This is a genomic window from Streptomyces sp. SS7 (assembly GCF_037993025.1).
Lineage (GTDB): Bacteria > Actinomycetota > Actinomycetes > Streptomycetales > Streptomycetaceae > Streptomyces.
This window is the reverse complement of record NZ_CP141223.1, coordinates 1,347,816-1,370,053: the sequence shown is the minus strand read 5'-3', so window position 1 is coordinate 1,370,053 and position 22,238 is coordinate 1,347,816. Positions and strand designations below refer to the sequence as shown.

20 protein-coding genes are annotated in these 22,238 nt (G+C 73.4%); 13 read left to right on the top strand and 7 right to left on the bottom strand.

Features of this window, described 5'->3' with window-relative positions:
- The first annotated feature begins 28 nt into the window (after positions 1-28).
- Together U5640_RS06150 and U5640_RS06145 are read left to right on the top strand one after the other, a co-directional pair.
- Positions 29-1,276, top strand: coding sequence for an aminotransferase class I/II-fold pyridoxal phosphate-dependent enzyme (locus U5640_RS06150; RefSeq protein WP_340374774.1), 1,248 nt, complete (start codon positions 29-31; stop codon positions 1,274-1,276).
- Entirely contained in the window at positions 1,273-2,436 is a 1,164-nt protein-coding gene (locus tag U5640_RS06145) for an MBL fold metallo-hydrolase (protein WP_340374773.1), read from the top strand. The genes U5640_RS06150 and U5640_RS06145 overlap by 4 nt, the downstream gene beginning before the upstream one ends.
- Positions 2,437-2,457: 21 nt before the next feature.
- On the opposite strand, the gene U5640_RS06140 is transcribed toward U5640_RS06145, so the two are convergent.
- Positions 2,458-3,084 (bottom strand): VTT domain-containing protein, encoded by a 627-nt coding sequence (locus U5640_RS06140; RefSeq protein WP_340374772.1) that lies wholly within the window; start codon positions 3,082-3,084, stop codon positions 2,458-2,460.
- Positions 3,081-3,854, bottom strand: coding sequence for an MBL fold metallo-hydrolase (locus U5640_RS06135; RefSeq protein ID WP_340374771.1), 774 nt, complete (start codon positions 3,852-3,854; stop codon positions 3,081-3,083). The genes U5640_RS06140 and U5640_RS06135 overlap by 4 nt, the downstream gene beginning before the upstream one ends.
- A gap of 84 nt (positions 3,855-3,938) precedes the next feature.
- On the opposite strand from U5640_RS06135, the gene U5640_RS06130 reads away from it, so the two are divergent.
- The 6 genes from U5640_RS06130 (at position 3,939) to dnaK (ending at position 12,167) form a co-directional block, all read left to right on the top strand.
- Positions 3,939-4,340, top strand: a complete 402-nt coding sequence (locus U5640_RS06130) for a hypothetical protein (protein ID WP_340374770.1) — start codon at positions 3,939-3,941, stop codon at positions 4,338-4,340.
- An 85-nt stretch (positions 4,341-4,425) separates the two neighbouring features.
- The gene (locus U5640_RS06125) at positions 4,426-6,558 is read left to right on the top strand and encodes a phage holin family protein (RefSeq protein ID WP_340374769.1); all 2,133 of its coding nucleotides are present in this window, start codon (positions 4,426-4,428) and stop codon (positions 6,556-6,558) included.
- Between the two features lie 76 nt (positions 6,559-6,634).
- Positions 6,635-7,696 carry a MoxR family ATPase gene (locus tag U5640_RS06120; protein ID WP_340374768.1) on the top strand — a complete coding sequence of 354 codons (1,062 nt, stop codon included), beginning with the start codon at positions 6,635-6,637 and terminating at the stop codon, positions 7,694-7,696.
- A gap of 100 nt (positions 7,697-7,796) precedes the next feature.
- Positions 7,797-9,596, top strand: a complete 1,800-nt coding sequence (locus tag U5640_RS06115) for a hypothetical protein (protein WP_340374767.1) — start codon at positions 7,797-7,799, stop codon at positions 9,594-9,596.
- 69 nt (positions 9,597-9,665) lie between these two features.
- On the top strand, positions 9,666-10,091 hold the full coding sequence (locus U5640_RS06110; RefSeq protein ID WP_067246010.1) for an OsmC family peroxiredoxin: 426 nt from the start codon (positions 9,666-9,668) through the stop codon (positions 10,089-10,091).
- A 195-nt stretch (positions 10,092-10,286) separates the two neighbouring features.
- Positions 10,287-12,167 carry a molecular chaperone DnaK gene (gene dnaK, locus U5640_RS06105; protein ID WP_340374766.1) on the top strand — a complete coding sequence of 627 codons (1,881 nt, stop codon included), beginning with the start codon at positions 10,287-10,289 and terminating at the stop codon, positions 12,165-12,167.
- Between the two features lie 94 nt (positions 12,168-12,261).
- Here the strand turns inward: dnaK and U5640_RS06100 are convergent, their stop codons facing one another.
- Entirely contained in the window at positions 12,262-13,071 is an 810-nt protein-coding gene (locus U5640_RS06100; protein WP_340374765.1) for an SAM-dependent methyltransferase, read from the bottom strand.
- Between the two features lie 56 nt (positions 13,072-13,127).
- The gene (locus tag U5640_RS06095) at positions 13,128-13,991 is read right to left on the bottom strand and encodes a helix-turn-helix transcriptional regulator (protein WP_340374764.1); all 864 of its coding nucleotides are present in this window, start codon (positions 13,989-13,991) and stop codon (positions 13,128-13,130) included.
- A gap of 265 nt (positions 13,992-14,256) precedes the next feature.
- On the opposite strand from U5640_RS06095, the gene U5640_RS06090 reads away from it, so the two are divergent.
- The gene (locus tag U5640_RS06090; RefSeq protein WP_340374763.1) at positions 14,257-14,685 is read left to right on the top strand and encodes a hypothetical protein; all 429 of its coding nucleotides are present in this window, start codon (positions 14,257-14,259) and stop codon (positions 14,683-14,685) included.
- Here U5640_RS06090 and U5640_RS06085 read toward each other — a convergent pair.
- Together U5640_RS06085 and U5640_RS06080 are read right to left on the bottom strand one after the other, a co-directional pair.
- A complete protein-coding gene (locus U5640_RS06085; RefSeq protein WP_340374762.1) occupies positions 14,671-15,507 on the bottom strand; it encodes a helix-turn-helix transcriptional regulator in 837 nt (278 codons plus the stop codon). The genes U5640_RS06090 and U5640_RS06085 overlap by 15 nt on opposite strands.
- A 95-nt stretch (positions 15,508-15,602) precedes the next feature.
- A complete protein-coding gene (locus U5640_RS06080) occupies positions 15,603-16,532 on the bottom strand; it encodes an aminoglycoside phosphotransferase family protein (RefSeq protein WP_340374761.1) in 930 nt (309 codons plus the stop codon).
- A 91-nt stretch (positions 16,533-16,623) separates the two neighbouring features.
- Between U5640_RS06080 and U5640_RS06075 the strand changes: the two genes are divergently transcribed.
- The 4 genes from U5640_RS06075 to U5640_RS06060 all read left to right on the top strand — a co-directional run bounded on the left by U5640_RS06075 (position 16,624) and on the right by U5640_RS06060 (position 21,719).
- Positions 16,624-16,929, top strand: coding sequence for a 4a-hydroxytetrahydrobiopterin dehydratase (locus tag U5640_RS06075; RefSeq protein ID WP_340374760.1), 306 nt, complete (start codon positions 16,624-16,626; stop codon positions 16,927-16,929).
- Positions 16,930-17,158: 229 nt separating this feature from the next.
- On the top strand, positions 17,159-17,932 hold the full coding sequence (locus tag U5640_RS06070; RefSeq protein ID WP_340374759.1) for a class I SAM-dependent methyltransferase: 774 nt from the start codon (positions 17,159-17,161) through the stop codon (positions 17,930-17,932).
- 135 nt (positions 17,933-18,067) lie between these two features.
- Positions 18,068-19,939, top strand: a complete 1,872-nt coding sequence (locus U5640_RS06065; protein WP_340374758.1) for a rhamnogalacturonan lyase — start codon at positions 18,068-18,070, stop codon at positions 19,937-19,939.
- Between the two features lie 133 nt (positions 19,940-20,072).
- A complete protein-coding gene (locus U5640_RS06060; RefSeq protein WP_340374757.1) occupies positions 20,073-21,719 on the top strand; it encodes an IS1182 family transposase in 1,647 nt (548 codons plus the stop codon).
- Between the two features lie 77 nt (positions 21,720-21,796).
- Here U5640_RS06060 and U5640_RS06055 read toward each other — a convergent pair whose 3' ends face one another.
- A complete protein-coding gene (locus U5640_RS06055) occupies positions 21,797-22,138 on the bottom strand; it encodes a hypothetical protein (RefSeq protein ID WP_340374756.1) in 342 nt (113 codons plus the stop codon).
- Positions 22,139-22,238 lie beyond the last annotated feature (100 nt).

The following is a 22,238-nucleotide window of genomic DNA, read 5'->3' as shown; positions in this document are numbered from 1 at the left end:
ACCAGGGACGGACTGCGCGGAGGACCCCATGCGGCGCACGGAACCGGAAGGCCACGGGCCCGTCCGTTACGGCCCCCCGCTCCCGCCCGACGGACTGCCCGTCCTCCCCGAACTCGCCGACGTCCTCGCCCGGGCGGCCACGCGCGCGTACGGCGAACCCGTCGGCGGCGGCCCCGCACTGCTGGACGCGGCCCGCGGCCACCTGGAACGGCGCGGCGCCCCCGCCGGTCCGGGCCGTACCGTCGCCGCGCCCGGAGCGCCCGTGCTGCTGGTCGCGCTGACCGCCGCGCTCGGCGGCGACGTCCTGGTGCCCCGGCCCTGCGCGGCCTGGTGGGCGCCGTACGCCCGCCTCCTCGGCCGGCCCGTCTTCCATGTGGCGACCCCCGCCGAATGCGGCGGCGTACCGGACCCGTACGCCCTGCTGGAGACCGTGCGCCGGGTGCGCGCCGAGGGCGGGGACCCGCGCCTGCTGGTGCTGTCCCCCGCCGACGACCCCACCGCCACCGTCGCCCCGCCCGAGGTGCTCCACGAGGCCGTCGAGGCCGCCGCCGGGGAGGGCCTGCACCTGGTCAGCGACGAGACCTGGCGCGACACCCTGCACACCCCGCACGAGACGGTGCCGGTCGGCCCCGCCGAGATGCTGCCCGAGCGGGTCACCGTCGTCACCGACCTGGCGGGCGCGCTGCTGCCCGGCGGCTGGCCCGCCGCCGTCGCCCGGCTGCCCGCCTCGGCCGCCGGGGACGACCTGCACGCGCGCGTGCTCGACGTCCTCACCGCGCTCGACGCCCGCGTGGCCGCACCCGTCGCCGCGGCCGCCGCGTACGCCCTGACCGGGCCCGGACCGGTCACCGCGCGCGGGGCCGCCACCGTACGGCTGCACGCGCGCGTGGCCCGAGCCGTGCACGCCACGGTCGTCGCCGCGGGAGCCCTCGCCGCGCCGCCGCAGGCCGGGCGCCATGTGTACGCCGACCTCGGCCCCCTGCGGGAGGCGCTCGCCGCGCGCGGGGTGGGCGACGCACAGGACCTGGAGGACCACCTCAGCGCCCGGCTCGGCATGCCCGCGCCCGGCGGCCACCGCTTCGGGGACGACCTCGGCGCGCTGCGCGTACGGCTGTCCACCGGCCCCCTGCTGGGCGCTACGGACGCCGAGCGCGCGGAATGCCTCACCTCGCGCACGCCGTTGGAACTGCCACACGTGCAACGCGCGTTGACGCATCTGAGGTCGGTCTTCGACGATCTCCGTGACGACGCTCAGCGACGGGAGCCTCCTCGATGACGCAGCAGTCCGAGTCGCCCACCACCGCCGAACCTTCCCCCACCGCCGGACCCACCACCACCGCACCCACCCCCACCACCGCCGGCCCCACCCCCACCGCCGGCCCTGTCACCACCGTCGGCCCCTCCATCACTGGCGGACCCGTGCTTCCTCGGGACGCCGACCCCCTGGTGCCGCCCCCTTTTCCGCCGCTCGCCGAGCCCCGCCCGCTGGGCGAGCGGCGGGTGTGGCCGCGCTCCTTCCACAACCGGCTGACCGCCCCGCTGCCCGGCCTCAAAGCCCTCGCCCGCTTCGCCCGCGAGGGCTCCGTACGCCCCGGCAGGGAAGGCCTCGCCGACATCCCCCGGCTGCCCTTCGCCCCCGCCCCGCTGCCCCGCCCGGACGCCGGCACCCTCGCCGTCACCTGGGCGGGGCACGCCAGTTGGGTGCTGAGCATCGGCGGACTCACCGTCCTCACCGACCCGGTCTGGTCCCGACGCATCCTCGGCACCCCCGCCCGCATCACCCCCGTGGGCGTCCCCTGGGAGGACCTGCCGCCCGTCGACGCGGTCGTTGTCAGCCACAACCACTACGACCACCTGGACGCCCCGACCCTGCGCCGACTGCCGCGCGACACACCCGTGTTCGTGCCCGCCGGACTCGGACGCTGGTTCCGGCGGCGCCGGTTCACGACCGTCACCGAGCTGGACTGGTGGGAGGCGGCCGAACTGTCCGGTGTCCGCCTCGACTTCGTCCCCGCCCACCACTGGTCCAAGCGCACCCTCCTCGACACCTGCCGTTCGCTCTGGGGCGGCTGGGTGCTCACCGCCCCCGACGGACAGCGCCTGTACTTCGCCGGCGACACCGGCTACGGCCACTGGTTCTCCCTCATCGGCCGCCGTCACCCCGGTATCGACCTCGCCCTGCTGCCCATCGGCGCCTACGACCCCCGCTGGTGGCTCAGCGACGTCCACTGCGACCCGGAGGAGGCCGTCCGGGCCGCCCTCGACCTCGGCGCCCGCCGTATGGCCCCCATGCACTGGGCGACCTTCGTCCTCTCCGCGGAACCGGTCCTGGAACCCCTGGAACGGGTCCGCAAGGCCTGGGAGAACGCGGGTCTGGACCGCGAGGACCTGTGGGACCTCCCCATCGGGGGCTCACGACTCCTGCAAGGCCCCTGAGAAAGGCCGCCCCCGCCCTTCTCACTTGGCCGGACGGAACCTCCGCCACACACTCGGCGCCGCGCTGATCACCACGGTCAGCGCGATCGCCGTGACCACCCCCTGCCACGGCTCCGGGAACAGCGAACCGCCCAGAATCCCGATCAACTGATACGTCAGCGCCCACGCCAGACAGGCCGGCAGATTGCCCCGCGCGAACCGCCGCAGCGGCCAGTCGGCCATCAGACAGGCCAGCATCACCGGGATCCGGCCCGCCGGCACCAGCCGCGACAGCACCAGCACCGCCACGTCGTGCTCCGCGAGCCGCGTCTGCGCCTGCTCCAGCCGCTGCTCCGGCGCCCGCGCACGGATCGCCTCCAGCCAGCGCGAGCCGTTCCTCGAACGCATCCCGCGCCGCCCCAGCCAGTACAGGGTCGCGTCCCCGAGGAACGCCGCGAGCGACGCCGTCACGAACACCAGCGCCAGCGAGAACGGCGCCGTCTGGTGGAACGCCACCACCGCCGCCGAACTCACCAGAGCCCCCGTCGGCACCACCGGCACCAGCGCCCCGATCAGCACCAGCAGGAACAGCGACGGATAGCCGATCGCCTGCTGCGTGGACTCCGTCGGCACGACCGTCGCGGCGGCCGCGGCGAGCCACCACCTCACCGCACGACCTCGGGGCGCACGCTCTCGCCGTGATCCAGCCGGTGCACCGTCACGCCCGGCGCACGCAGCGCGGCAAGGCGCACGAACTCCTCGCCCGGCGCATGGAACTCATGGGGGCGCACAGCGTCCATCCCGATCGGCCAGTACGTGCCGTAGTGCACCGGCACCGCGCTCCCCGGCCCCAGCCGGGCCAGCGCCTCGGCCGCCCGGCCCGCGTCCAGATGCCCCTCGCCCAGGTACGGCCCCCAGCCGCCGACCGGCAGCAGCGCCACGTCGACCGGCCCGACCTCCCGCGCCATGTCCTCGAACAGCCCGGTGTCCCCGGCGAAGTAGGTGCGCGCCTCGCCCTCCACGACGAACCCGAGCGCGGGGGAGCGGTGCCGGCCCACCGGCAGCCGCCGCCCGTCGTGCCGCGCGGGCACCGCCCGTATCCGCACCCCGCGCACCGAGGTCACCTCACCCGGCTCCACCTCGCTGATCCGGAGGTGCGTCAGCCGTCGCAGCCCCGGCACGGCACGCGGCGCACCCCGGGGCACCAGCAGGCGCGTACCCGGCGCGAGGCGCGCCAGCGACGGCACATGGAGATGGTCGGCGTGCAGATGGGAGACAACCGCCACGTCCGCCCGCCAGGCGTCCGGCGGAGGGAGCACGCCCCGGCGACGGCGCAGATGAGCGAGCCGGCGCGCGAACAGAGGGTCGGTCAGCACGCGCACGTTCGCATCCTCGACCGTACAGGTCGCGTGACCCCACCAGGTGATCTCCACCGGCACCCCTTTGCCTCCTTCGCGCGACTCCCCCGAAGCCTACGGGCAGGAGTAGGGTCGGCGGCGAAACCCGGAGGTGAGGGGGACGCCATGGGACCGGTGCGGGTCACGGCGATCGCGAGTCTGACGCCGCTCGAGGAACTGGACGCCGATCCCTTCCTGGTCGACTCCCGCAGCCAGCACGCGATGTGCGCGCGCTGGGCCGCCCAGCGCGGCTACACCGTCAGCCGCGAACTGCTGGTGCGCGGCCTGCGCGCCGACCACTGCGTGCTCTGGGACGGGGTGCGGCCCGGCGTCGACCTGTTCGTCGCGCCCAGCCGCCGCGTCCTCGAGAGCGCCCTGTCGGACGTCGAGGAGTTCACCGAGGAGTGCGCCCGCCGCGGGGTGCGCGTGGAGACCGTCGGCTACGCGGAACCCGCCTACGACGCCCAGATGAAAGCCCATGTCCACCGGCGGCTGTCGATGCCCACGGCCGGCTACGACGGACGGTGACCGGACCGGTTGTCAGCCCCGTGTGACAGGGTGGACGACGGCCCCTCCTCTCGGCGTCGGGGCCGGAAGGGCGAGGTGACGGGGCGTGCGAGGGGTGCGGTGGCGGGGGGCCGTCAGCCAGGCGGGGCGCAGCCTCGCCGTGTGGGCCGTCTCCACGCTGACCATGCTGGTGCTCGCGGGCATCCTGCCCGACTTCCGGCTCCAGTCCGCCGACGGCGACAGCGCCACCACCATCGCCGTCACCGCCGCCGTCGGCGCCGGCGTCTTCGGTCTCCTCTCCGCCCTGGTCTGGCCCCTCCTCGTCCGTCTCCTGCTGCTGGTGCCCGCGCTCGTCCTCGGCCTGCTGGTGTTCTTCCTCAACGGCTCCCTGCTGCTGATAGCGCTGCGGCTGACGCCCTCCGGACAGACCGAGGCCGCGCCCGAGACGGCCGTCATCGTCGCCGCCGTGATGTCCGCCGTCGCCTCCGCGACCGGCGGCGCCCTCGCCGTCCGCGACGACGACGCCTACCGCCGCCGCCTCTACCGCCTCGCCGACCGCCGCCGCCGGGGCGGCCCGCCCTGCGCCACCACCCCGGGCACCGTGTTCCTCCAGCTCGACGGCGTCGGCCACGACGTGCTGTCCGCCGCCGTCGACAAGGGCCTGATGCCGACGATCGCCACCTGGCTCGGCCGCACCCCGGGCACCGGCCCGGCCCCCGCCGCCGACCTCCCGGCCGGCCCCCCCGGCACCCGCCCCACCCCCCTGCCCACCCACCGCCTCACCCCCTGGCACACCGACTGGTCCAGCCAGACCGGCGCCAGCCAGCTCGGCATCCTGCACGGCAGCAACCACGACGTGCCCGCCTTCCGCTGGTACGAGAAGGACAGCCGGGAGGTGATGGTCTGCAACCGCCCCACCAGCGCCGCCGAACTCCAGCGCCGCGCGGTCGAGCGCACCGGCGACGGCGGACTGCTCACCCTCGACGGCGCCAGCCGCGGCAACCTCTTCGGCGGCGGAGCCGACGAACAGGCCCTCGTGCTGTCCATCGCCACCCGCCGAGGCCGCGAGACCCGCTCCCGCGCCGGCTACTTCGCCTACTTCTCCGACCCGGCCAACGCCGTGCGCACCGCCCTGTCCTTCGCCGCCGAGGTGATCCGCGAGATCGCCCAGTCCACCCGCGCCCGGCTGCGCAAGGAGCGCCCGCGCGTCAGCCGCGGCGGCCTGTACCCCTTCGTCCGCGCCTTCGCCACCGTCGTCGAACGCGACGTCGTCGTGGCCGCCGTCATGGGCGACCTCCTCGCCGGCCGCACCGCCGTCTACGCCGACCTGGTCGCCTACGACGAGGTCGCCCACCACTCCGGCCCGCTCGGCCGGGACACCGACCAGGTGCTCGGCCGCCTCGACCGCGCCCTCGCCCTGATCGAGAAGGCCGCCGAGCACGCCCCCCGCCCCTACCGGATCGTCGTCCTGTCCGACCACGGCCAGAGCCCCGGCGAGACCTTCCGCGCCCGCTACGGCCTCACCCTCGGCGACCTGGTGCGCGCCGGCAGCGGCCTGCCCGTTCCGCGCCGCGCCGAACGCACGCACAGCGGCGCCGAGGCCCGCGCGGCCGTCCGCGCCGCCCTGCGCCGGCCCGTCGAGGAGCGCGGCGCACAGCACCGCCCTGCCGGCCCCCGCTCCGAGCCGATCGTCCTCGCCTCCGGGAACCTCGGCCTGATCTCCTTCCCCGACGTCCCGCACCGGATGACCAAGGAGGAGATCGACGCCCGGCACCCCGCGCTGCTGTCCACCCTCGCCAACCACCCCGGCATCGGCTTCCTCCTCGTCCGCAGCGCAGAGCACGGCGGGGTCGTCCTCGCCGCCCACGGCGCCGAGACCCCCCTGGACCGGCTCGACGACGACCCCGGCCCGCTGGCCCCGTTCGGGCCCGGCGCCGCCGACGCCGTGCGCCGCACCCACACCTTCCCGCACACCGCCGACATCATGGTCAACTCCTTCCACGACCCGGCCGACGGCGAGGTCCTCGCCTTCGAGGAGCAGATCGGCTCCCACGGCGGCCTCGGCGGCGCCCAGTCCCGGCCCTTCCTGCTCTCCCCGCTCGCCCTGTCCGCCCCCGCCGACGACGGCGAGACCCTCACCGGCGCCGAACACGTGCACCGCGTCCTGCGCCGCTGGCTCCGCGAATCCGACGGACCCCAGATACCGCTGCAGCCGGCCCCCGAGGAACGGGCCGCCTGAAAATCGGCTGCGCCGCCCCGGCCGTACACCCACACTGGCCGAGTCACCCTCCCTCCGGTCCCAAGGAGCAGCAGCGTTGCAGGCTGCCGTCACCGTCACGCCCTCCCGCATCCCCGACCTCCTCCTCGGCCTCGCCACCGTCCGGCCCGTCTTCCTCTGGGGAGCCCCCGGCATCGGCAAGTCCTCCCTGGTCCGGGAGTTCGCCGAGTCCCTGGGCCTGGAGTGCGTGAGCCTCCTCGGCACCCAGCTCGCCCCGGAGGACCTGATCGGCGTGCCCCAGATCCGGGACGGCCGGTCGGTGTTCTGCCCACCCGAGGCCATCGCCCGCGACGAGCCCTACTGCCTGTTCCTGGACGAACTCAACGCGGCCACCCCGGACGTGCAGAAGGCGTTCTACTCGCTGATCCTGGACCGCCGTATCGGCAGCTACGAACTCCCCAGGGGCTCGATCGTCATAGGCGCCGGCAACCGCGCCACCGACAACGCGCTCGCCCGGCCCATCGCCTCCGCGCTCGTCAACCGCCTCACCCACGTCCACCTGGAGGCCTCCCCGAGGGACTGGCTGGCCTGGGCGGCGGCCCACGGCATCCACCCCTGGGTCCTCGACCACCTCACCGACCGGCCCGACCACCTGTGGTCCAAGCCGCCGAAGACCGAGGAGCCCTTCTCCACGCCCCGCTCCTGGCACATGCTCTCCGACGCCCTGCACTCCTTCGGCCGCGACCTCGACGAGGACACCCTCAAGATCCTCGCCCACGGCACGCTCACCCCCGCGCACGCCACCGCCTTCTGCGGCTACGTCAAGATCGTCCGCAGCCGGTACGGCATCGAGGCCGTCCTGCGCGGCGAGGCGCCCTGGCCGCGCCGCATCGAGGACCGCGACCTGCTCTACTACCTCGCCGACTCCTTCCGCGGCCGGCTGATCAAGGACCTTCCCGCCGTCAAGGAGCACATGTCGGTGGGCGGCCGGCAGACCGCCCACCGCGCCAAGTCTCTCCTCGTCCAGCTCGCCGAGATCTCCGTCGAGGTCGCCCAGACCGTCATCGCCTCCGACCCCGACGGCAACCCCGTCCTGCCCGCCTGGTTCCTGGTCGAGGCGGCCCGCGACATGCCCCGGCTGGTGGAGGCCCGGCGATGAGACCGGACCACCGGACCGGCCGACGAGAACCCGTCGACCCACAGGACACACAGGCCGCACACGACACGGGCGCGGCGACGAAACGGACGGAGGCACGGCGGTGAGCAAGGGCGGCCGGGGCAGGAAGAAGAGGGACCTGGCGGCCGAGGCGTTCGCCGAGGGACTGCGGCTGCTGCACGCCAACCCCGCCCTCGACGCCGTCGCCCTCTACGTGTGCCGCGAGGAGGACTGCGACATCGCACCCCGCGACGGCCTCGTCCGGGTCGACTCCTACGGCACGGCCCACGTCCACCCGGCCCGGATCGCCGACCCCGCCGTCTGGGCCTGGTCCCTCGCCCACGCCGCCCTCCACCACGGCTTCGGCCACCTCCCGGCGGCCGAGGGCCCCCGCGTCCAGCCCGACCGGTACCTCGTCGCCGCCCGCTGCGCCGTCGTCAACCGCTTCCTGCTCACCTTCCCCGTCGGCCGCCCTCCCGAGGACCAGCCGCTCACCCACCCCGACGGCGACGAGGAACAGCTCGCCGCCCGCTGGCGCCGCGACGGCCTCCCCACCGCCTACCAGCACTGCGGCACCGCCGGCCCGGAACCCGACCAGCTGCTCCTGCCCTGGAACACCCGGCGCGACGGCCGGCCCCCCGACCGCCAGCTCGCCTTCGCCACCGCCCTCACCCGGACCGTGTCCGCCGCCATGGACATGGCCGGCGGCCGACGCGCCTCCCTCGACGACGACCTCGACCCCACCCGCCCCTGGGAACGGGCCCTGAGCTGGTTCATCTCCTCCTACCCACTCCTCGGCGGCATCGCCGCGGGCATCAGGCTCGTCCCCGACGCCGAGCTCGCCCGCGCCCACGGCATCCAGATCGCCGCCGTCGACGCCGAGGCCGGCGAGATCTACCTCAACCCGCTCCACCACCTCGAGGACGACGAATGGCGCTTCGTCCTCGCCCACGAGATGCTGCACGCCGCCCTGCGCCACGGCGACCGCTGCGGCACCCGCGACCCCTACCTCTTCAACGTCGCCTGCGACTACGTCATCAACGGCTGGCTGCGCGAGATGCAGATCGGCACCATGCCCGACGGACTGCTGTACGACCCCGCGCTCGCCGGACTGTCCTCCGAGGAGATCTACGACCGCATCGCCGGCGACCTGCGCCGCCTGCGCCGGCTGTCCACCCTGCGCGGCAAGGGCGTCGGCGACGTCCTCGGCGGCCCCCTCGGCCCGCCCCGCGACTGCGCCGACCTCGACGGCTTCTACCGGCGCGGCCTCGCCCACGGCCTCGACCTGCACCAACGCGAGGAACGCGGACTCCTCCCCGGCGGACTCGTCGAGGAGATCCGCGCCCTCAGCCACCCCCCGCTGCCCTGGGACGCCCGCCTCGCCCGCTGGTTCGACGAGTTCGTCCCCCGCCCGGAGCCCCTCCGGTCGTACGCCCGTCCCGCGCGCCGCCAGGCCTCCACCCCCGACATCCCGCGCGCCGGCCGCTGGTTCCCGCCCGAGGAGGTGCCCCGCTGCACCTTCGGCGTGGTCCTCGACACCTCCGCCTCCATGAACACCTCCCTCCTCGGCAAGGCCCTCGGCGCCATCGCCTCCTACGCCGGGGCCCGCGACGTCCTGGCCGCCCGCGTCGTCTTCTGCGACGCCGCACCGCACGACGCCGGCTACCTCCCCGTCGCCGAGATCGCCGGCCGGGTCAGGGTGCGCGGCCGCGGCGGTACGGTCCTGCAGCCCGGCATCGACCTGCTGCACCGCGCCGACGACTTCCCGCGCGACGCTCCCGTGCTGATCATCACCGACGGCTGGTGCGACACCCTGCGCGTCCGCCGCGAGCACGCCTACCTGATCCCGCAGGGCGCCCGGCTGCCGTTCACGGCTCAGGGGCCCGTGTTCCGCGTGCGGTGAGCCGGAATGTGATCGGATGGGCCTCACGACAAACCCGTCCGACGGGAAACCCACGCGAAAGGAACAACCGTGGCCACCACGCGCTCCGCTCACACCGTCTGGGAAGGCAACCTGCTCGAGGGCAACGGCGTCGTCACCTTCGACTCCTCCGGCATCGGTCAGCAGCCGGTGTCGTGGCCGTCGCGCGCCGAGCAGGCGAACGGCAAGACCAGCCCCGAGGAGCTGATCGCCGCCGCCCACTCCAGCTGCTTCTCCATGGCCCTCTCGCACGGGCTGGCCGGGGCGGGCACCCCGCCCACCAAGCTCGTCACCTCGGCCGACGTCACCTTCCAGCCGGGTGAGGGCATCACCGGCATCCACCTCACCGTCGAGGGCACGGTCCCCGGCATCGACGACGACGCGTTCGCCGCCGCCGCCGAGGACGCCAAGAAGAACTGCCCCGTCAGCCAGGCCCTCACCGGCACCACGATCACCCTGTCGGCCAAGCTCGCCTGACCCGACACCCACGCCCACCGGCCGGTCCGCACCCCGCGTACCGGCCGGTGCCGCGCGCCCCGGCCCCGACCGCCGGGACGCCCGCCGCGGAGGGCGTCCCCCCCTGCACCCCCATGCCCCATTGACAGAATCCCGCGCACGATTTGTGCTGGAAGTCCGGTGGCACGGGTGGCTCCCTGGCGGAAGGGGACGACGATGGGACGTCCGGTCGGCATCGATCTCGGCACCACGAACTCGGTGGTGGCCGTCCTGGAGGGCGGCGACCCCACAGTCATCGCCAACGCGGAGGGCGCACGGACCACCCCGTCCGTCGTCGCCTTCGCCAAGAACGGCGAGGTACTCGTCGGCGAGGTCGCCAAACGGCAGGCCGTCACCAACGTCGACCGCACCGCCCGCTCCGTCAAACGCCACATGGGCGACGCCCACTGGCGCTTCCCCGAACACGGCGACGTCGACGGCACCCGCTACCGCGCCCAGGAACTCTCCGCCCGCGTCCTGCAGAAACTCAAGCGGGACGCCGAGGCCCACCTCGGCGAGGACGTCACCGACGCCGTGATCACCGTCCCCGCCTACTTCGACGACTCCCAGCGGCAGGCCACCAAGGAAGCCGGGGAGATCGCCGGCCTGAAGGTGCTGCGGATCATCAACGAGCCGACCGCCGCCGCCCTCGCCTACGGCCTCGACCGCAGCCAGGAACAGACGGTCCTCGTCTTCGACCTCGGCGGCGGCACCTTCGACGTCTCCCTCCTGGAGATCGGCGACGGCGTCATCGAGGTCAAGGCCACCAACGGCGACACCCTGCTCGGCGGCGACGACTGGGACCAGCGGATCGTCGAGCACCTCGTGAAGAAGTTCAAGGGGCAGTACGGCATCGACCTCGGCGCCGACCGGATGGCGGTGCAACGGCTGCGCGAGGGAGCCGAGAAGGCGAAGATCGAACTGTCCTCGTCCTCCGAGACCACCATCAACCTCCCCTACATCACCGCCTCCGCCGAAGGCCCCCTGCACCTCGACGAGAAACTGACCCGCGCTCAGTTCCAGGAGCTCACCGCCGACCTGCTCGACCGCTGTCGTACGCCCTTCCACCAGGCCGTCAAGGACGCCAAGGTCAAGCTGTCCGCGATCGACCACGTCATCCTGGTCGGCGGCTCCACCCGGATGCCCGCGGTCACCGAGCTGGTGCGCGAGCTGACCGGCAAGGACCCGCACAAGGGCGTCAACCCCGACGAGGTCGTCGCCGTCGGCGCCGCCCTCCAGGCCGGGGTGATCCGCGGCGACGTCAAGGACGTCCTCCTCCTCGACGTCACCCCGCTGTCCCTCGGCATCGAGACCAAGGGCGGCATCATGACCAAGCTCATCGAACGCAACACCACGATCCCCACCCGCCGTTCGGAGATCTTCACCACCGCCGCCGACAACCAGCCCTCCGTCGGCATCCAGGTCTACCAGGGCGAACGCGAGATCGCCGCCTACAACAAGAAGCTCGGCGTCTTCGACCTCACCGGCCTGCCGCCCGCCCCGCGCGGGGTGCCGCAGATCGAGGTCGCCTTCGACATCGACGCCAACGGGATCATGCACGTCTTCGCCAAGGACCTCGCCACCGGCCGCGAACAGAAGATGACCGTCACCGGCGGCTCGGCGCTCCCCAAGGACGACATCGACCGCATGATGCGCGAGGCCGAGCAGTACGCCGACGAGGACCGCGCCCGCCGCGAGGCCGCCGAGACCCGCAACCAGGCCGAGCAACTCGTCTACCAGACCGAGAAGTTCCTCCGCGAGAACGAGGAGCGGATCCCCGCCGAGACCAGGCAGGAGGTCTCCTCGGCGGTCACCGGCCTGAAGGACCTGCTGCAGCAGCAGGCCGACACCGCCGCGCTGCGGACCGGCCTCGACCACCTGGCCACCGTCAGCCAGAAGATGGGCCAGGCCATGTACGCCCAGGCCCAGCAGCCGCCGACCGCCACCCCCACGGCGGACCACGACACCGGCCACGACACCGATCGGGCGACCGACGACGAGACCGTCGTCGACGCGGAGATCGTCGACGACGACACCGACCAGGCGAGGGGAGCCTGACACCGCAGCCGCAGCCGCAGCCGCAGCCGGCGCGTGCGGGGGGCGTGCCCGGGACAGCCGGGCACGCCCCCCGCACGCCCCTGGCCTGCCCCGCTCACGCCTTGCGGGCGACCCCCGCGTACACCGGCACGATGCCCTCCGCCTGCGCCGCCACGTCCTCCGGCTCCGGCCGCCAGCCCGAGACCGGGATGAGACCGGGGCCGAGCAGCTCCAGCCCCTCGAAGAAACGCGCGAACTCGGTCAGGGAGCGCGGGAAGAACGGGGTGCCGCTGCGCCGGAAGTGGTTCGCCGCCTTCTCGATGGCCTCCGGGCTGAGGTCCGCGGTCACCTGCGAGAGGATCAGCCAGCTGCCCGGCGCGAGCCGCGCCACGTACTCCCGTACGAGGTCGTAGGCGCCGTCGTCGAGGTAGTGCGTCAGCGCCACCAGGGACAGCGCCACCGGCCGGTCGAGGTCGAGGGAGCCCGCCGCCCGCTCCAGCAGCGCCGGCAGGTCACGCACATCGGCGTGCACGTACTCGGTGGAGCCCTCGGGGGTACCGCGCAGCAGGGCCTCGGCGTGCCGCAGCACGATCGGATCGTTGTCCGCGTACACCACCCGCGCCTCCGGCGCCACGCCCTGGGCGATCTGGTGCAGGTTCGGCTCGGTGGGGATACCCGTGCCGATGTCCAGGAACTGCCGTATCCCCGCCTCGGCGGCGGCGCGCACGGCCCGCTGCATGAAACGCCGGTTGCCGCGCGCCCCGCGCAGCACCGTGCCGTCCACGGCGAGGATCTTCCGGGCCAGCTCCTCGTCCACCGGGTAGTTGTCCTTGCCGCCCAGCCACCAGTCGTAGACACGCGCCGGATGCGGTCTGCTGGTATCGATACGGGCGGGCGCCTTCCGGTCCTCGGGTCCGGTCGTCATATGGGCTCTTCTCCTCGCGCGGGGCGGACAGGGCGGACAGGGCGGCCAGACGCCGCTCAGAGGGTCTCGCGGAGGTCCTCCAGGAGCCCCCGGGTCTCCTGGGCGGACGCGGCATGCGTCGTCAGATGGTCGAGTACCTCCAGGTGCGCGGAGACCTCCCCCCGCGAGTCGAGATACAGCGCACCCGTCAGATACTCGGTGACGACCATGTCGGGCAGTTCGGGCTCGGCGAATCGGAACAGCGAGAAGGGCGCGGCCGTCCCCGGATGCGGGCCGTCGGCGAACTCGGCGATCTGCACGGTGATCCGGTCCCGCTCGGTCAACTCCAGGAGCTTGTCCAGCTGTTCCCGCATGACGGAGGGGTCCTCGCACACCGGGCGGCGCAGCACCGTCTCGTCCAGCACCGCCCACAGATGCGGCGGGTTCGGGCCGTCCAGCAGCCGCTGCCGGGCCATCCGCAGCGACACATGCCGTTCGATCGCGTCCGGCGTGGTCCGCCCGACGGTGCCGGCCTCCAGTACGGCACGCGCGTACCGCTCCGTCTGCAACAGGCCCGGTACGAAGTGCGGTTCGTAGCTACGGATCAGCCGGGCCGCGCCCTCCAGACTGACGTAGAGACTGAACCACTCCGGCAGCACGTCGTGGAAACGCTGCCACCAGCCGGGGAGGTTCGCGTCCTCGGCGAGCCGGACGAACGCCTCGGCCTCGTCCGCGGACACGCCGTACGCGTCCAACAGCACCTGCACGTACGGGATCTTCAGCGCGACCTCGGCCGTCTCCATGCGCCGTACGGTCGCCGGAGCCACCCGCAGCGCGCGGGCCGCCTCCTCACGGCCGAGACCAGCCGCCTCGCGCAGCTCCTGAAGCCGTCTGCCGAGCACCACCTGACCCACCGTGGGCGCGGGCCGCCGTTCACTCACGCCACGTCTCCCCTACGTGTCGAGGCACGCGGGTCAGTGTGTCATGTTCCAGCCGCAGTCTCACGGGTGCGGCATGAGGTCCTCGCCACGCGTGGCACCCGACGTACCCGCGGTCGGCCGTCCATGACGTCCCGGGTAATCGACTCGTCCCCTTCCGGGCGGGATCGTTGAGTCACCGGGTTCCGGGCCGGCGCACTCCGGCCCGGAACCCGCCCGGGACGACCGAGCCCCCAGCTGATCCGACCTCGACGGAGGGTGATTCGCCATGTCCGCAGCCCAGCCCGCCCCGCTCACCGCGCTCGCCCGCACCGCCGAGCCGTACACCGCCCTGCGCCGTTTCCTGGCCGCGGACGCCGTCGTCACCGGCGTGAACGGCCTCGCCTACCTCGCCGTGTCCGGCCCCCTCGGCCGCCTCCTCGGCGTCGACTCCCCGCTGCTCCTCGCCCTCGGCGCGTTCCTCACCGGCTACGCGGTCGCCGTCGGCGTCCTGGCCTCACGGGCCCGGCCGGCAGCCCTGCCGGTGCGGGCGGTGGTGGAGGCCAACCTCGCCTGGAGCGTGCTCAGTTGCCTCGCCCTCGCCCTGTGGCTGTCGCCGACCGCGGCGGGCACGGTGTGGACCGTGCTCCAGGCCCTGACGGTGGCCGGCTTCGCCGCACTCCAGCACTTCGCCCTGAAGGCCTCAACCCATCAGTGAATGCAGGTACTTGACCGTCGCCGGATCGGCCGGGAGCAGCGTCTCGACGGCCAGCTCGGCGACGGTCACGTCCATCGGCGTGTTGAACGTGGAGATCGACGAGATGAACGACAGGGTCCGCCCCGCGTGCTCGATCTGCATCGGCAGCGCGAAGTACGGTACGGGCTCCGGGGGTCCGGCAGCCGGACACCCCCTCTCCGGCGGCACCGGATAGGCGGCGACCTCCTCGTACAGCGCCCGCAGCGGAGCCGAACGGTGCAGGGCGATCTGACGCTCCATCTGGGCGAGGAGATGGCCCCGCCACTCGGGAAGATTACGGATGCGCGGCGCCAGACCGGACGGATGCAGCGTCAGCCGCATCGCGTTCAGCGGCGGCGCGAGCAGCGACTCCGGCAGCCCCTCCAGCAGCATCGCGATGCCCCGGTTGGCCGCCACGACGTCGTACCTGGCGTCCACCACCAGCGCCGGATACGGCTCGTAGCCCTGGATGAGCCGCTCCAGACCGGCCCGCAGCCCGTCCAGCGCCGGGTCGTCGAGCGGGGTCTCCGGGTAGTGCGGGGCGTAACCCGCCGCCAGCAGCAGCGCGTTGCGCTCCCTGACCGGCACCTCCAGATGCTCCGCCAGCCGCAGCACCATCTCCTCGCTGGGCCGGGAGCGGCCCGTCTCCACGAAACTGATGTGCCGCGCCGAGGAACCCGCCCGCAGCGCCAGCTCCAGCTGACTGACCCGCCGCCGCTCGCGCCAGGCCCGCAGCAGCGGACCCACCCCCGGCTCGGCGGGAGCGGCGGACGCGGCGTTCGTACGGGGCGCGACAATGGCCATACGTACGACCGTAGTCGACGCGGCCCGTGCGGGGGCGCGGGCGAGAGGGGGTCGACGACCGGGCCTCACGCCCACCCGGCGCCTCACCGCGACGGTCAGGGACGGACCGCTGCGGTGAGGCGCCGCAGCGAGGCCCGGGCGGGCGGACCCCAGGTGGGTTTGCCGCCGGGGCGGCCGTGGACGCCCGCGTCGCCGATGTGCAGGAGCGCGAGGGCGCGCAGCACGGCCCAGCCGCGGGCGCGGCGCAGGGTCGCGGCGTCCGGGACGGGCGCGTAGGCCGCGTGGAAGCGGTCGACGGCGCCGTCCGGCAGCAGCAGCCAGGCGGCGGCGAGGTCGAAGGCCGGGTCGCCGGCGAAGAGGTCGCCGAAGTCGATCACCCCGCAGAAGGCGCCGTCCGAGGTGAGGACGTTCGCCGGGTGCAGATCGCCGTGGAGCCAGAGCCGCGGCCCGGTCCACTCCGGCGCGGCGGCGGCGTCCTCCCAGACCGCGCGGACGGCCTCCGGATCGGGGATCAGCCCCAGCCCGGTGGCCGAGTCGAGCCCCCGGGCGAAGTGTCCGGCGGTGTCGGCCAGCGGGCCCCCGCGGTCCCGGCCCGCGGGCGCCGCGGCGGGGGCGGGGCGGTGCAGGGCGGTCAGGAAGGCGGCCAGGGCGTCGGCCGACTCCGCGGCACGGATGGCGGGCGCGTGGTCGGCGGGCTCGCCCGGGACCCATGTGGTGACGAGCCAGGGCCGCGGAAACCGTGCGGAGGGCTCTCCCAGGTGCTGCGGGACGGGGACCCGGAGCGGAAGGCCAGGGGCGAGGAGGGGCAGCCAGGCGTGCTCCTTGCGCAGCAGCGCGTCCGCGGTCGGCGTCGCCCACGGCAGCCGGACGGCGAGGTCCTCCCCGAGCCGCCACACCTGGTTGTCCCAGCCGCGCGCCCCGAGTCTCAGGGGCCGATCCGCCAGGCGGGGGTACTGCTCGCGCAGCAGAGCGCGGACCAGGTCCTCGGTGATGTCCTCGGCGGTGTCCGTCCCGGTGGTCGTCATGCGGAGCAACCTTAGTCCCCTGACCAGGGCCGCCGCCGTCGCGCTGTGGCAGGCTGGACGCGTACGCGCCCCCCACGAACGGAGTCTCCCCGTGGCTGTGGAACCGCTCTCCCAGAAGGAGATCGAGGACCGCCTGTCCGAACTGCCCGGCTGGGCCGTGGAGGGCGACCGCCTCACCCGCTCCTACCGCCTGGCCTCCCATTTCGCCGCGACGGCCCTCGTCGTCCACGTGGCGCGGATCCAGGACGAACTGGACCACCACTCGGACCTGACCCTCGGCTACCGGACGGTCTCCCTGGCGGTGAACACCCACAGCGTCGGCGGGGCCGTCACCGCGCTGGACTTCGAGCTGGCGCGGCGGGTGGAGACGGCGGCGGGGGTGCACGGGGCGGAGTGAGACCGTCGGGGGCGGGCAACGGTATGCAATCTGCGAACCCCTGCGGACAGGATCCGGTCGCTGGTCGCCCCTATGCGGTGCCGATGTGGGCGGCATCCGGTCGACAGTATGCGAGAGACGACATACGGCCGACTGTATGCGGCCATCCGCATACAGTGTCCCGCGCACCGCACATCACACGTCGAACACCGCACATCGCATACAGCCCGACGGGCGGACGGGGGAGCGCGTGCTGGACTACGACCAGGAAGCCGAACGCTACGACGCCTCCCGCGGCGGCGAACCCCGCGCGGCCGCCGCTGCGGAGGCCGTCCTCGGCCTGCTGCCGCCCGGAGCCCGCAGTCTGCTGGACGTCGCCTGCGGCACGGGCATCGTCACCCGCCGGCTGGCCGCAGGTCCCGGCGCCCCTCGGGTGACCGGCGTCGATCTGTCTCCCGAGATGGCCCGGCACGCGGGGGCCCGGCTGCCCGGCGCGATCGTCCGCGCGGACAGCCGTCGACTGCCCTTCCCCGACGGCCGGTTCGACGCGGTGAGCAGTGTGTGGCTGCTGCACCTCGTCGAGGACCCCGGGGACGTGCGCAGGATCGTCGCCGAGTGCGCCCGGGTGCTGCGGCCGGGCGGGGTGTACGTCACCACCGTCGACAAGGGCGCCTCGCACAACGTGGGCAGCGACATCGACGGCGTCCTCTCGTCCCGCCCCCGCCGACCCGCCTCGGACGCCGCGGCGCTCGTCGAGTCGTACGCCGCCGACTGCGGCCTGGTCCCCGCCGGGCAGGCCCGTTTCGCGGGCCGGGGGCAGGGCCGCAGCCCGCGCCGGGCGATCGCGGACCTCAGACGCGGCTGGTTCGTCACCCTGCCGCCCGGAGACCCGCTGGCCGACGAGTTCGCCGCCCGCCTCGCCGCCTTGCCCGACCAGGAACGCCCGCGGCCCGAACCGGAGTTCACCCTGCGCGCCTTCCGTAAACCACCGCGCGCGCTGCCGGAGCCGGGCTCGGACGGCTGAACTCTGCGGCCCCGTCGAACACGCCCCAACCGGCCGTGATCCGGCCGTCGAAGTGGCCGAAACACACGGCAACGAGCCCGGACCCCACGGCGACTGAGAGGCGGAACCCGTCCGTCCTTCCTGGAGGTTCGTCCCGTGCAGCACCCGCGCAGGCACCGCAGACGCCTAGCTCTCCTCTCGGCGACGACAGCCGCCGTGGCCCTGGTCGCCGCCGGTCTGACCGCGCTCGGCACCGGCACCGCCGCGGCGGCCACAGCCCGGCAGGTCGAGGCTCTCGACCGGGGCGTGGTCAGCGTCCACACCGACACCGGCAACCTGGTCGGCTGGCGCTGGCTGGGGACCGATCCCGACAACGTCTCCTTCAACGTCTACCGGGCCGGCACCAAGGTCAACGCGTCCCCGATCACCGGCTCCACCAACTACTTCCACTCCGGCGCCCCCGCCCAGGCCGACTACACGGTCCGGGCGATCGTGGGGGGTGTCGAACAGGCCGACTCGGTCCGCGCGATCCAGTTCCGCACCGGCTACAAGGACGTCCCGATCACCCCGCCGGCCGGCGGCACCACCCCCGACGGCGTCGCGTACACCTACGAGGCGAACGACGCCTCCGTCGGCGACCTCGACGGCGACGGCGCTCTGGACTTCGTCCTGAAGTGGCAGCCGACCAACGCCAAGGACAACTCGCAGTCGGGATACACCGGCAACACGATCGTCGACGGCATACGACTGGACGGCACGCGGCTGTGGCGGGTCGACCTCGGCCGCAACATCCGTTCCGGCGCCCACTACACGCAGTTCCAGGTGTACGACTACGACGGCGACGGCAAGGCCGAGGTCGCGATGAAGACCGCCGACGGCACGGTCGACGGCACCGGCAGCGTGATCGGCAGCTCCTCGGCCGACCACCGCAACTCCAGCGGCTACGTCCTGTCCGGCCCCGAGTACCTGACCATGTTCCACGGGCAGACGGGCAGGGCGATGCAGAGCGTCGACTACGTCCCGGCCCGCGGCACGGTCTCGTCCTGGGGCGACTCCTACGGCAACCGCGTCGACCGCTTCCTCGCGGGGACGGGGTACCTCGACGGCGCCCGCCCCTCCCTGATCATGGCGCGCGGCTACTACACCCGCACCGTGATCGCCGCCTGGGACTGGCGCAACGGCGCCTTCACCCGCCGCTGGACCTTCGACACCAACTCCTCCGTCAACAGCGGCAAGGGCTACGACGGGCAGGGCTCGCACAGCCTCTCCGTCGGTGACGTCGACGGCGACGGCAAGGACGAGATCGTCTACGGGGCGATGGCGGTCGACGACAACGGCAGCGGCCTGTGGACGACGAGGACGGGCCACGGCGACGCCCAGCACCTCGGCGACCTCGACCCGTCCCACGCGGGCCTGGAGTACTTCAAGGTCTCGGAGTCGAGCAGTCAGCCCGCCGAGCTGTACATCGATCCGGCCGACGGCACGATCGACTGGCGGCTGGCCGCCTGCTGCGACAACGGCCGAGGTGTCGCGGGCGACATCTGGGCGGGCAACGACGGCGCGGAGGCGTGGTCGGCCTCCGACTCCTCGATCCGTGACGAGGCGGGCGCGACGAAGGGCCGCGAACCGTCCTCCGTCAACTTCCTGTCCTGGTGGGACGCCGACACCACCCGTGAACTCCTCGACGGCACCCACATCGACAAGTACGGCACGACCTCCGACACCCGCCTGCTGACCGGCTCCGGCGTCCACTCCAACAACAGCACCAAGGCGACCCCGTCGCTGTCCGGGGACATCCTCGGCGACTGGCGCGAGGAGGTCGTCTGGCCCACCACCGACAACACCGCCCTGCGGATCTACTCGACCCCGTACGAGACCGCGACGCGCATCACGACCCTCCTGCACGACACGATGTACCGCACCGGCCTGGCCTGGCAGAACACTGCATACAACCAGCCCCCGCACCCCTGCTTCTTCATCGGCGACGGCATGGCGACGGCACCCCGGCCGACGGTGTACACCCCGTGACCTCCTGACCGGACCGCGCGGAGGCCCCGTCCGACCACGGACGCTGTTGGTAAATGCGGGGGCCTGAGTGACGACGGCCTGCATGACCCCGTTGGGGTTGTGCAGGCCGTCGTCGTGTTTCTGGGGTGGGTTCGTGTCGTTGCGTGGGGTGGATCTTGCGGAGATTCCTGAGGAGACGGCGCGGGTGGCTCGCGCGGTGTTCCCGAAGGGGTGTCTGGCGATGCGGGTGCGGGATGCGCTCGGGCCGGTCTTCGCCGATGCCGACTTCGAGGAGCTGTTCCCGGTGCGGGGGCGACCGGTGGTGTCGCCGGCCAGGCTGGCGCTGGTGTCGGTGTTGCAGTTCGCGGAGGGGCTGACCGACCGGCAGGCCGCGCACGCGGTGCGCTCGAGGCTGGACTGGAAGTACGCCCTGTCGCTGGAGCTGACCGACACGGGCTTCGACTTCTCGGTGCTCAGTGAGTTCCGTGCGCGGCTCATCGAGGGCGACGCGGGCGGGGCCGTGTTCGATGCGGTGCTGCGGGCGGCCGGTGAGGCCGGCCTGGTCAAGGCGGGCAAGCGCCAGCGCACGGACGCCACCCACGTACTGGCCGCGACGAGGGATCTGAACCGGCTGGAGTTCGTGGTCGAGACACTGCGGGCGGCACTGAACCAGGTCGCCGAGGTGGCCGGGGAGTGGCTGGTGACGATGGCGGCGCCGCAGTGGTTCGACCGCTACTCCGCCCGGCCGGAGGACACCCGTTTCCCCTCTCGGTGGGCTGCCCGTGTCGAGCACGGCGACCAGTGCGGAGCCGACGGGATGGTGCTGCTGCGCGCCATCCGATCGCCCCAGGCTCCGCCCGCCCTGCGTGACCTGCCCGCGGTGGAGTTCCTGCGTCAGACATGGGTGCAGCAGTTCCACCAGGTCGACGGCGTCGTGCGCTGGCGCGAGCCGAAGAACACACCGCCTGGCCTGATCCGCTTACGCACCCCGCACGAGCCCGAGGCCAGGACCGGCGCGAAGCGGGATCTGGGCTGGTCCGGCTACAAGGTCCATCTCAGCGAGACCTGCGAGCCCGACGCCCCGCACCTGATCACCCACATCCACACCACCACGGCGCCGGTGAGGGACGACGCCGCCCTGGAGGACATCCACACCGCTCTGGCCGGCCGCGGGCTGGTGCCGGACGAACACCTGGTGGACGCCGGATACGTCGATGCCGAGCAGATCCACCACGCCCGTCGCGATCACGGCATCAACCTCGTCGGACCGGTCGGGAAGAACACCATCCGGCAACAGACGGCAGGCGGCTTCTTCGACAGCACCCGTTTCACCGTCGACTGGGACCAGCGCCAGGCCGTCTGCCCCGGCGGCCACACCAGCGTCCAGTGGCGAGACGCCCGGAGCCAGTACGGCACCCCGGTCACCCGCGTCCGCTTCGCCGAACGCCACTGCGGACCCTGCGAACTGCGGACCTCCTGCACCACCGCCGAAACCGGCCGCAACCTGACCCTGCGGCCGAAGGCCGAACACGAGATCCTCCGGCAGGCCCGCAGCGAGCAGGACACCGACCACTGGCGCCGTCGCTACGGACACCGCGCCGGCGTCGAGGGCACGATCTCCCAAGGCGTCCAGGCGTTCGGCCTGCGCAGATCCCGCTACCGCGGGCTTGCCAAGACCCGGCTGCAACACCACTTCACCGGCGCTGCGATCAACCTGGCACGACTCGACGCCTGGCTCACCGGCCGGCCCCTTGCCCGCACACGAGTCTCACCCTTCGCAGCACTCCGCCCCGCTGGATGAGATCCAGCGGGGCGGATTTACCAACAGCGTCCGACCACGGCCGGGGCCTCCGTACGGACACACGGCCGCACGGTGGATCAGTTCAGGGCCCGGGGCACGTTCCCGTAGAACTGGATGGCGGGCCAACCACGGGACGTGAGCAGCGCGTTGATGGCGTCGGCGACGTCCAGCGCGGTGACGTCCTGCGCCGTCGAACCGGGCATCAGGTCGATGGTGAAGTTCACGGTGACGTACCCCTCGTCCGGGCCCGGCGGGGTGACCCCGTGGAACGGGACGTTGTTCCCCCACGTCTCGGTCGACTCGTCAGCCTGTTCGACGACTTGGCCCTCCTCGGCCCGGGCCGCGCCGGCGGACGCGAGTGCCGCGCCCGCCGCCGCCGAGCCCGAAGAGACCAGCAGGGCACGTCTGGACACTCCCATGTTCCCCTCCCCACTCTCCTGCCTCCGGAGCGAAGGCGGGATCGATCGTATGAGCGGAAACCGGGCCCTGGCGCTGAACGACATCATCCGGTTGGCGTGT

Excerpts from the sequence above, each read along its gene's own strand:
- U5640_RS06150 (WP_340374774.1), top strand. The coding sequence starts at position 29 with ATGCGGCGCACGGAACCGGAAGGCCACGGGCCCGTCCGTTACGGCCCC.
- U5640_RS06085 (WP_340374762.1), bottom strand. The coding sequence starts at position 15,507 with ATGGCCATTGTCGCGCCCCGTACGAACGCCGCGTCCGCCGCTCCCGCC.
- U5640_RS06130 (WP_340374770.1), top strand. The coding sequence starts at position 3,939 with ATGGGACCGGTGCGGGTCACGGCGATCGCGAGTCTGACGCCGCTCGAG.
- U5640_RS06100 (WP_340374765.1), bottom strand. The coding sequence starts at position 13,071 with ATGACGACCGGACCCGAGGACCGGAAGGCGCCCGCCCGTATCGATACC.
- dnaK (WP_340374766.1), top strand. The coding sequence starts at position 10,287 with ATGGGACGTCCGGTCGGCATCGATCTCGGCACCACGAACTCGGTGGTG.
- U5640_RS06055 (WP_340374756.1), bottom strand. The coding sequence starts at position 22,138 with ATGGGAGTGTCCAGACGTGCCCTGCTGGTCTCTTCGGGCTCGGCGGCG.
- U5640_RS06145 (WP_340374773.1), top strand. The coding sequence starts at position 1,273 with ATGACGCAGCAGTCCGAGTCGCCCACCACCGCCGAACCTTCCCCCACC.
- U5640_RS06090 (WP_340374763.1), top strand. The coding sequence starts at position 14,257 with ATGTCCGCAGCCCAGCCCGCCCCGCTCACCGCGCTCGCCCGCACCGCC.
- U5640_RS06080 (WP_340374761.1), bottom strand. The coding sequence starts at position 16,532 with ATGACGACCACCGGGACGGACACCGCCGAGGACATCACCGAGGACCTG.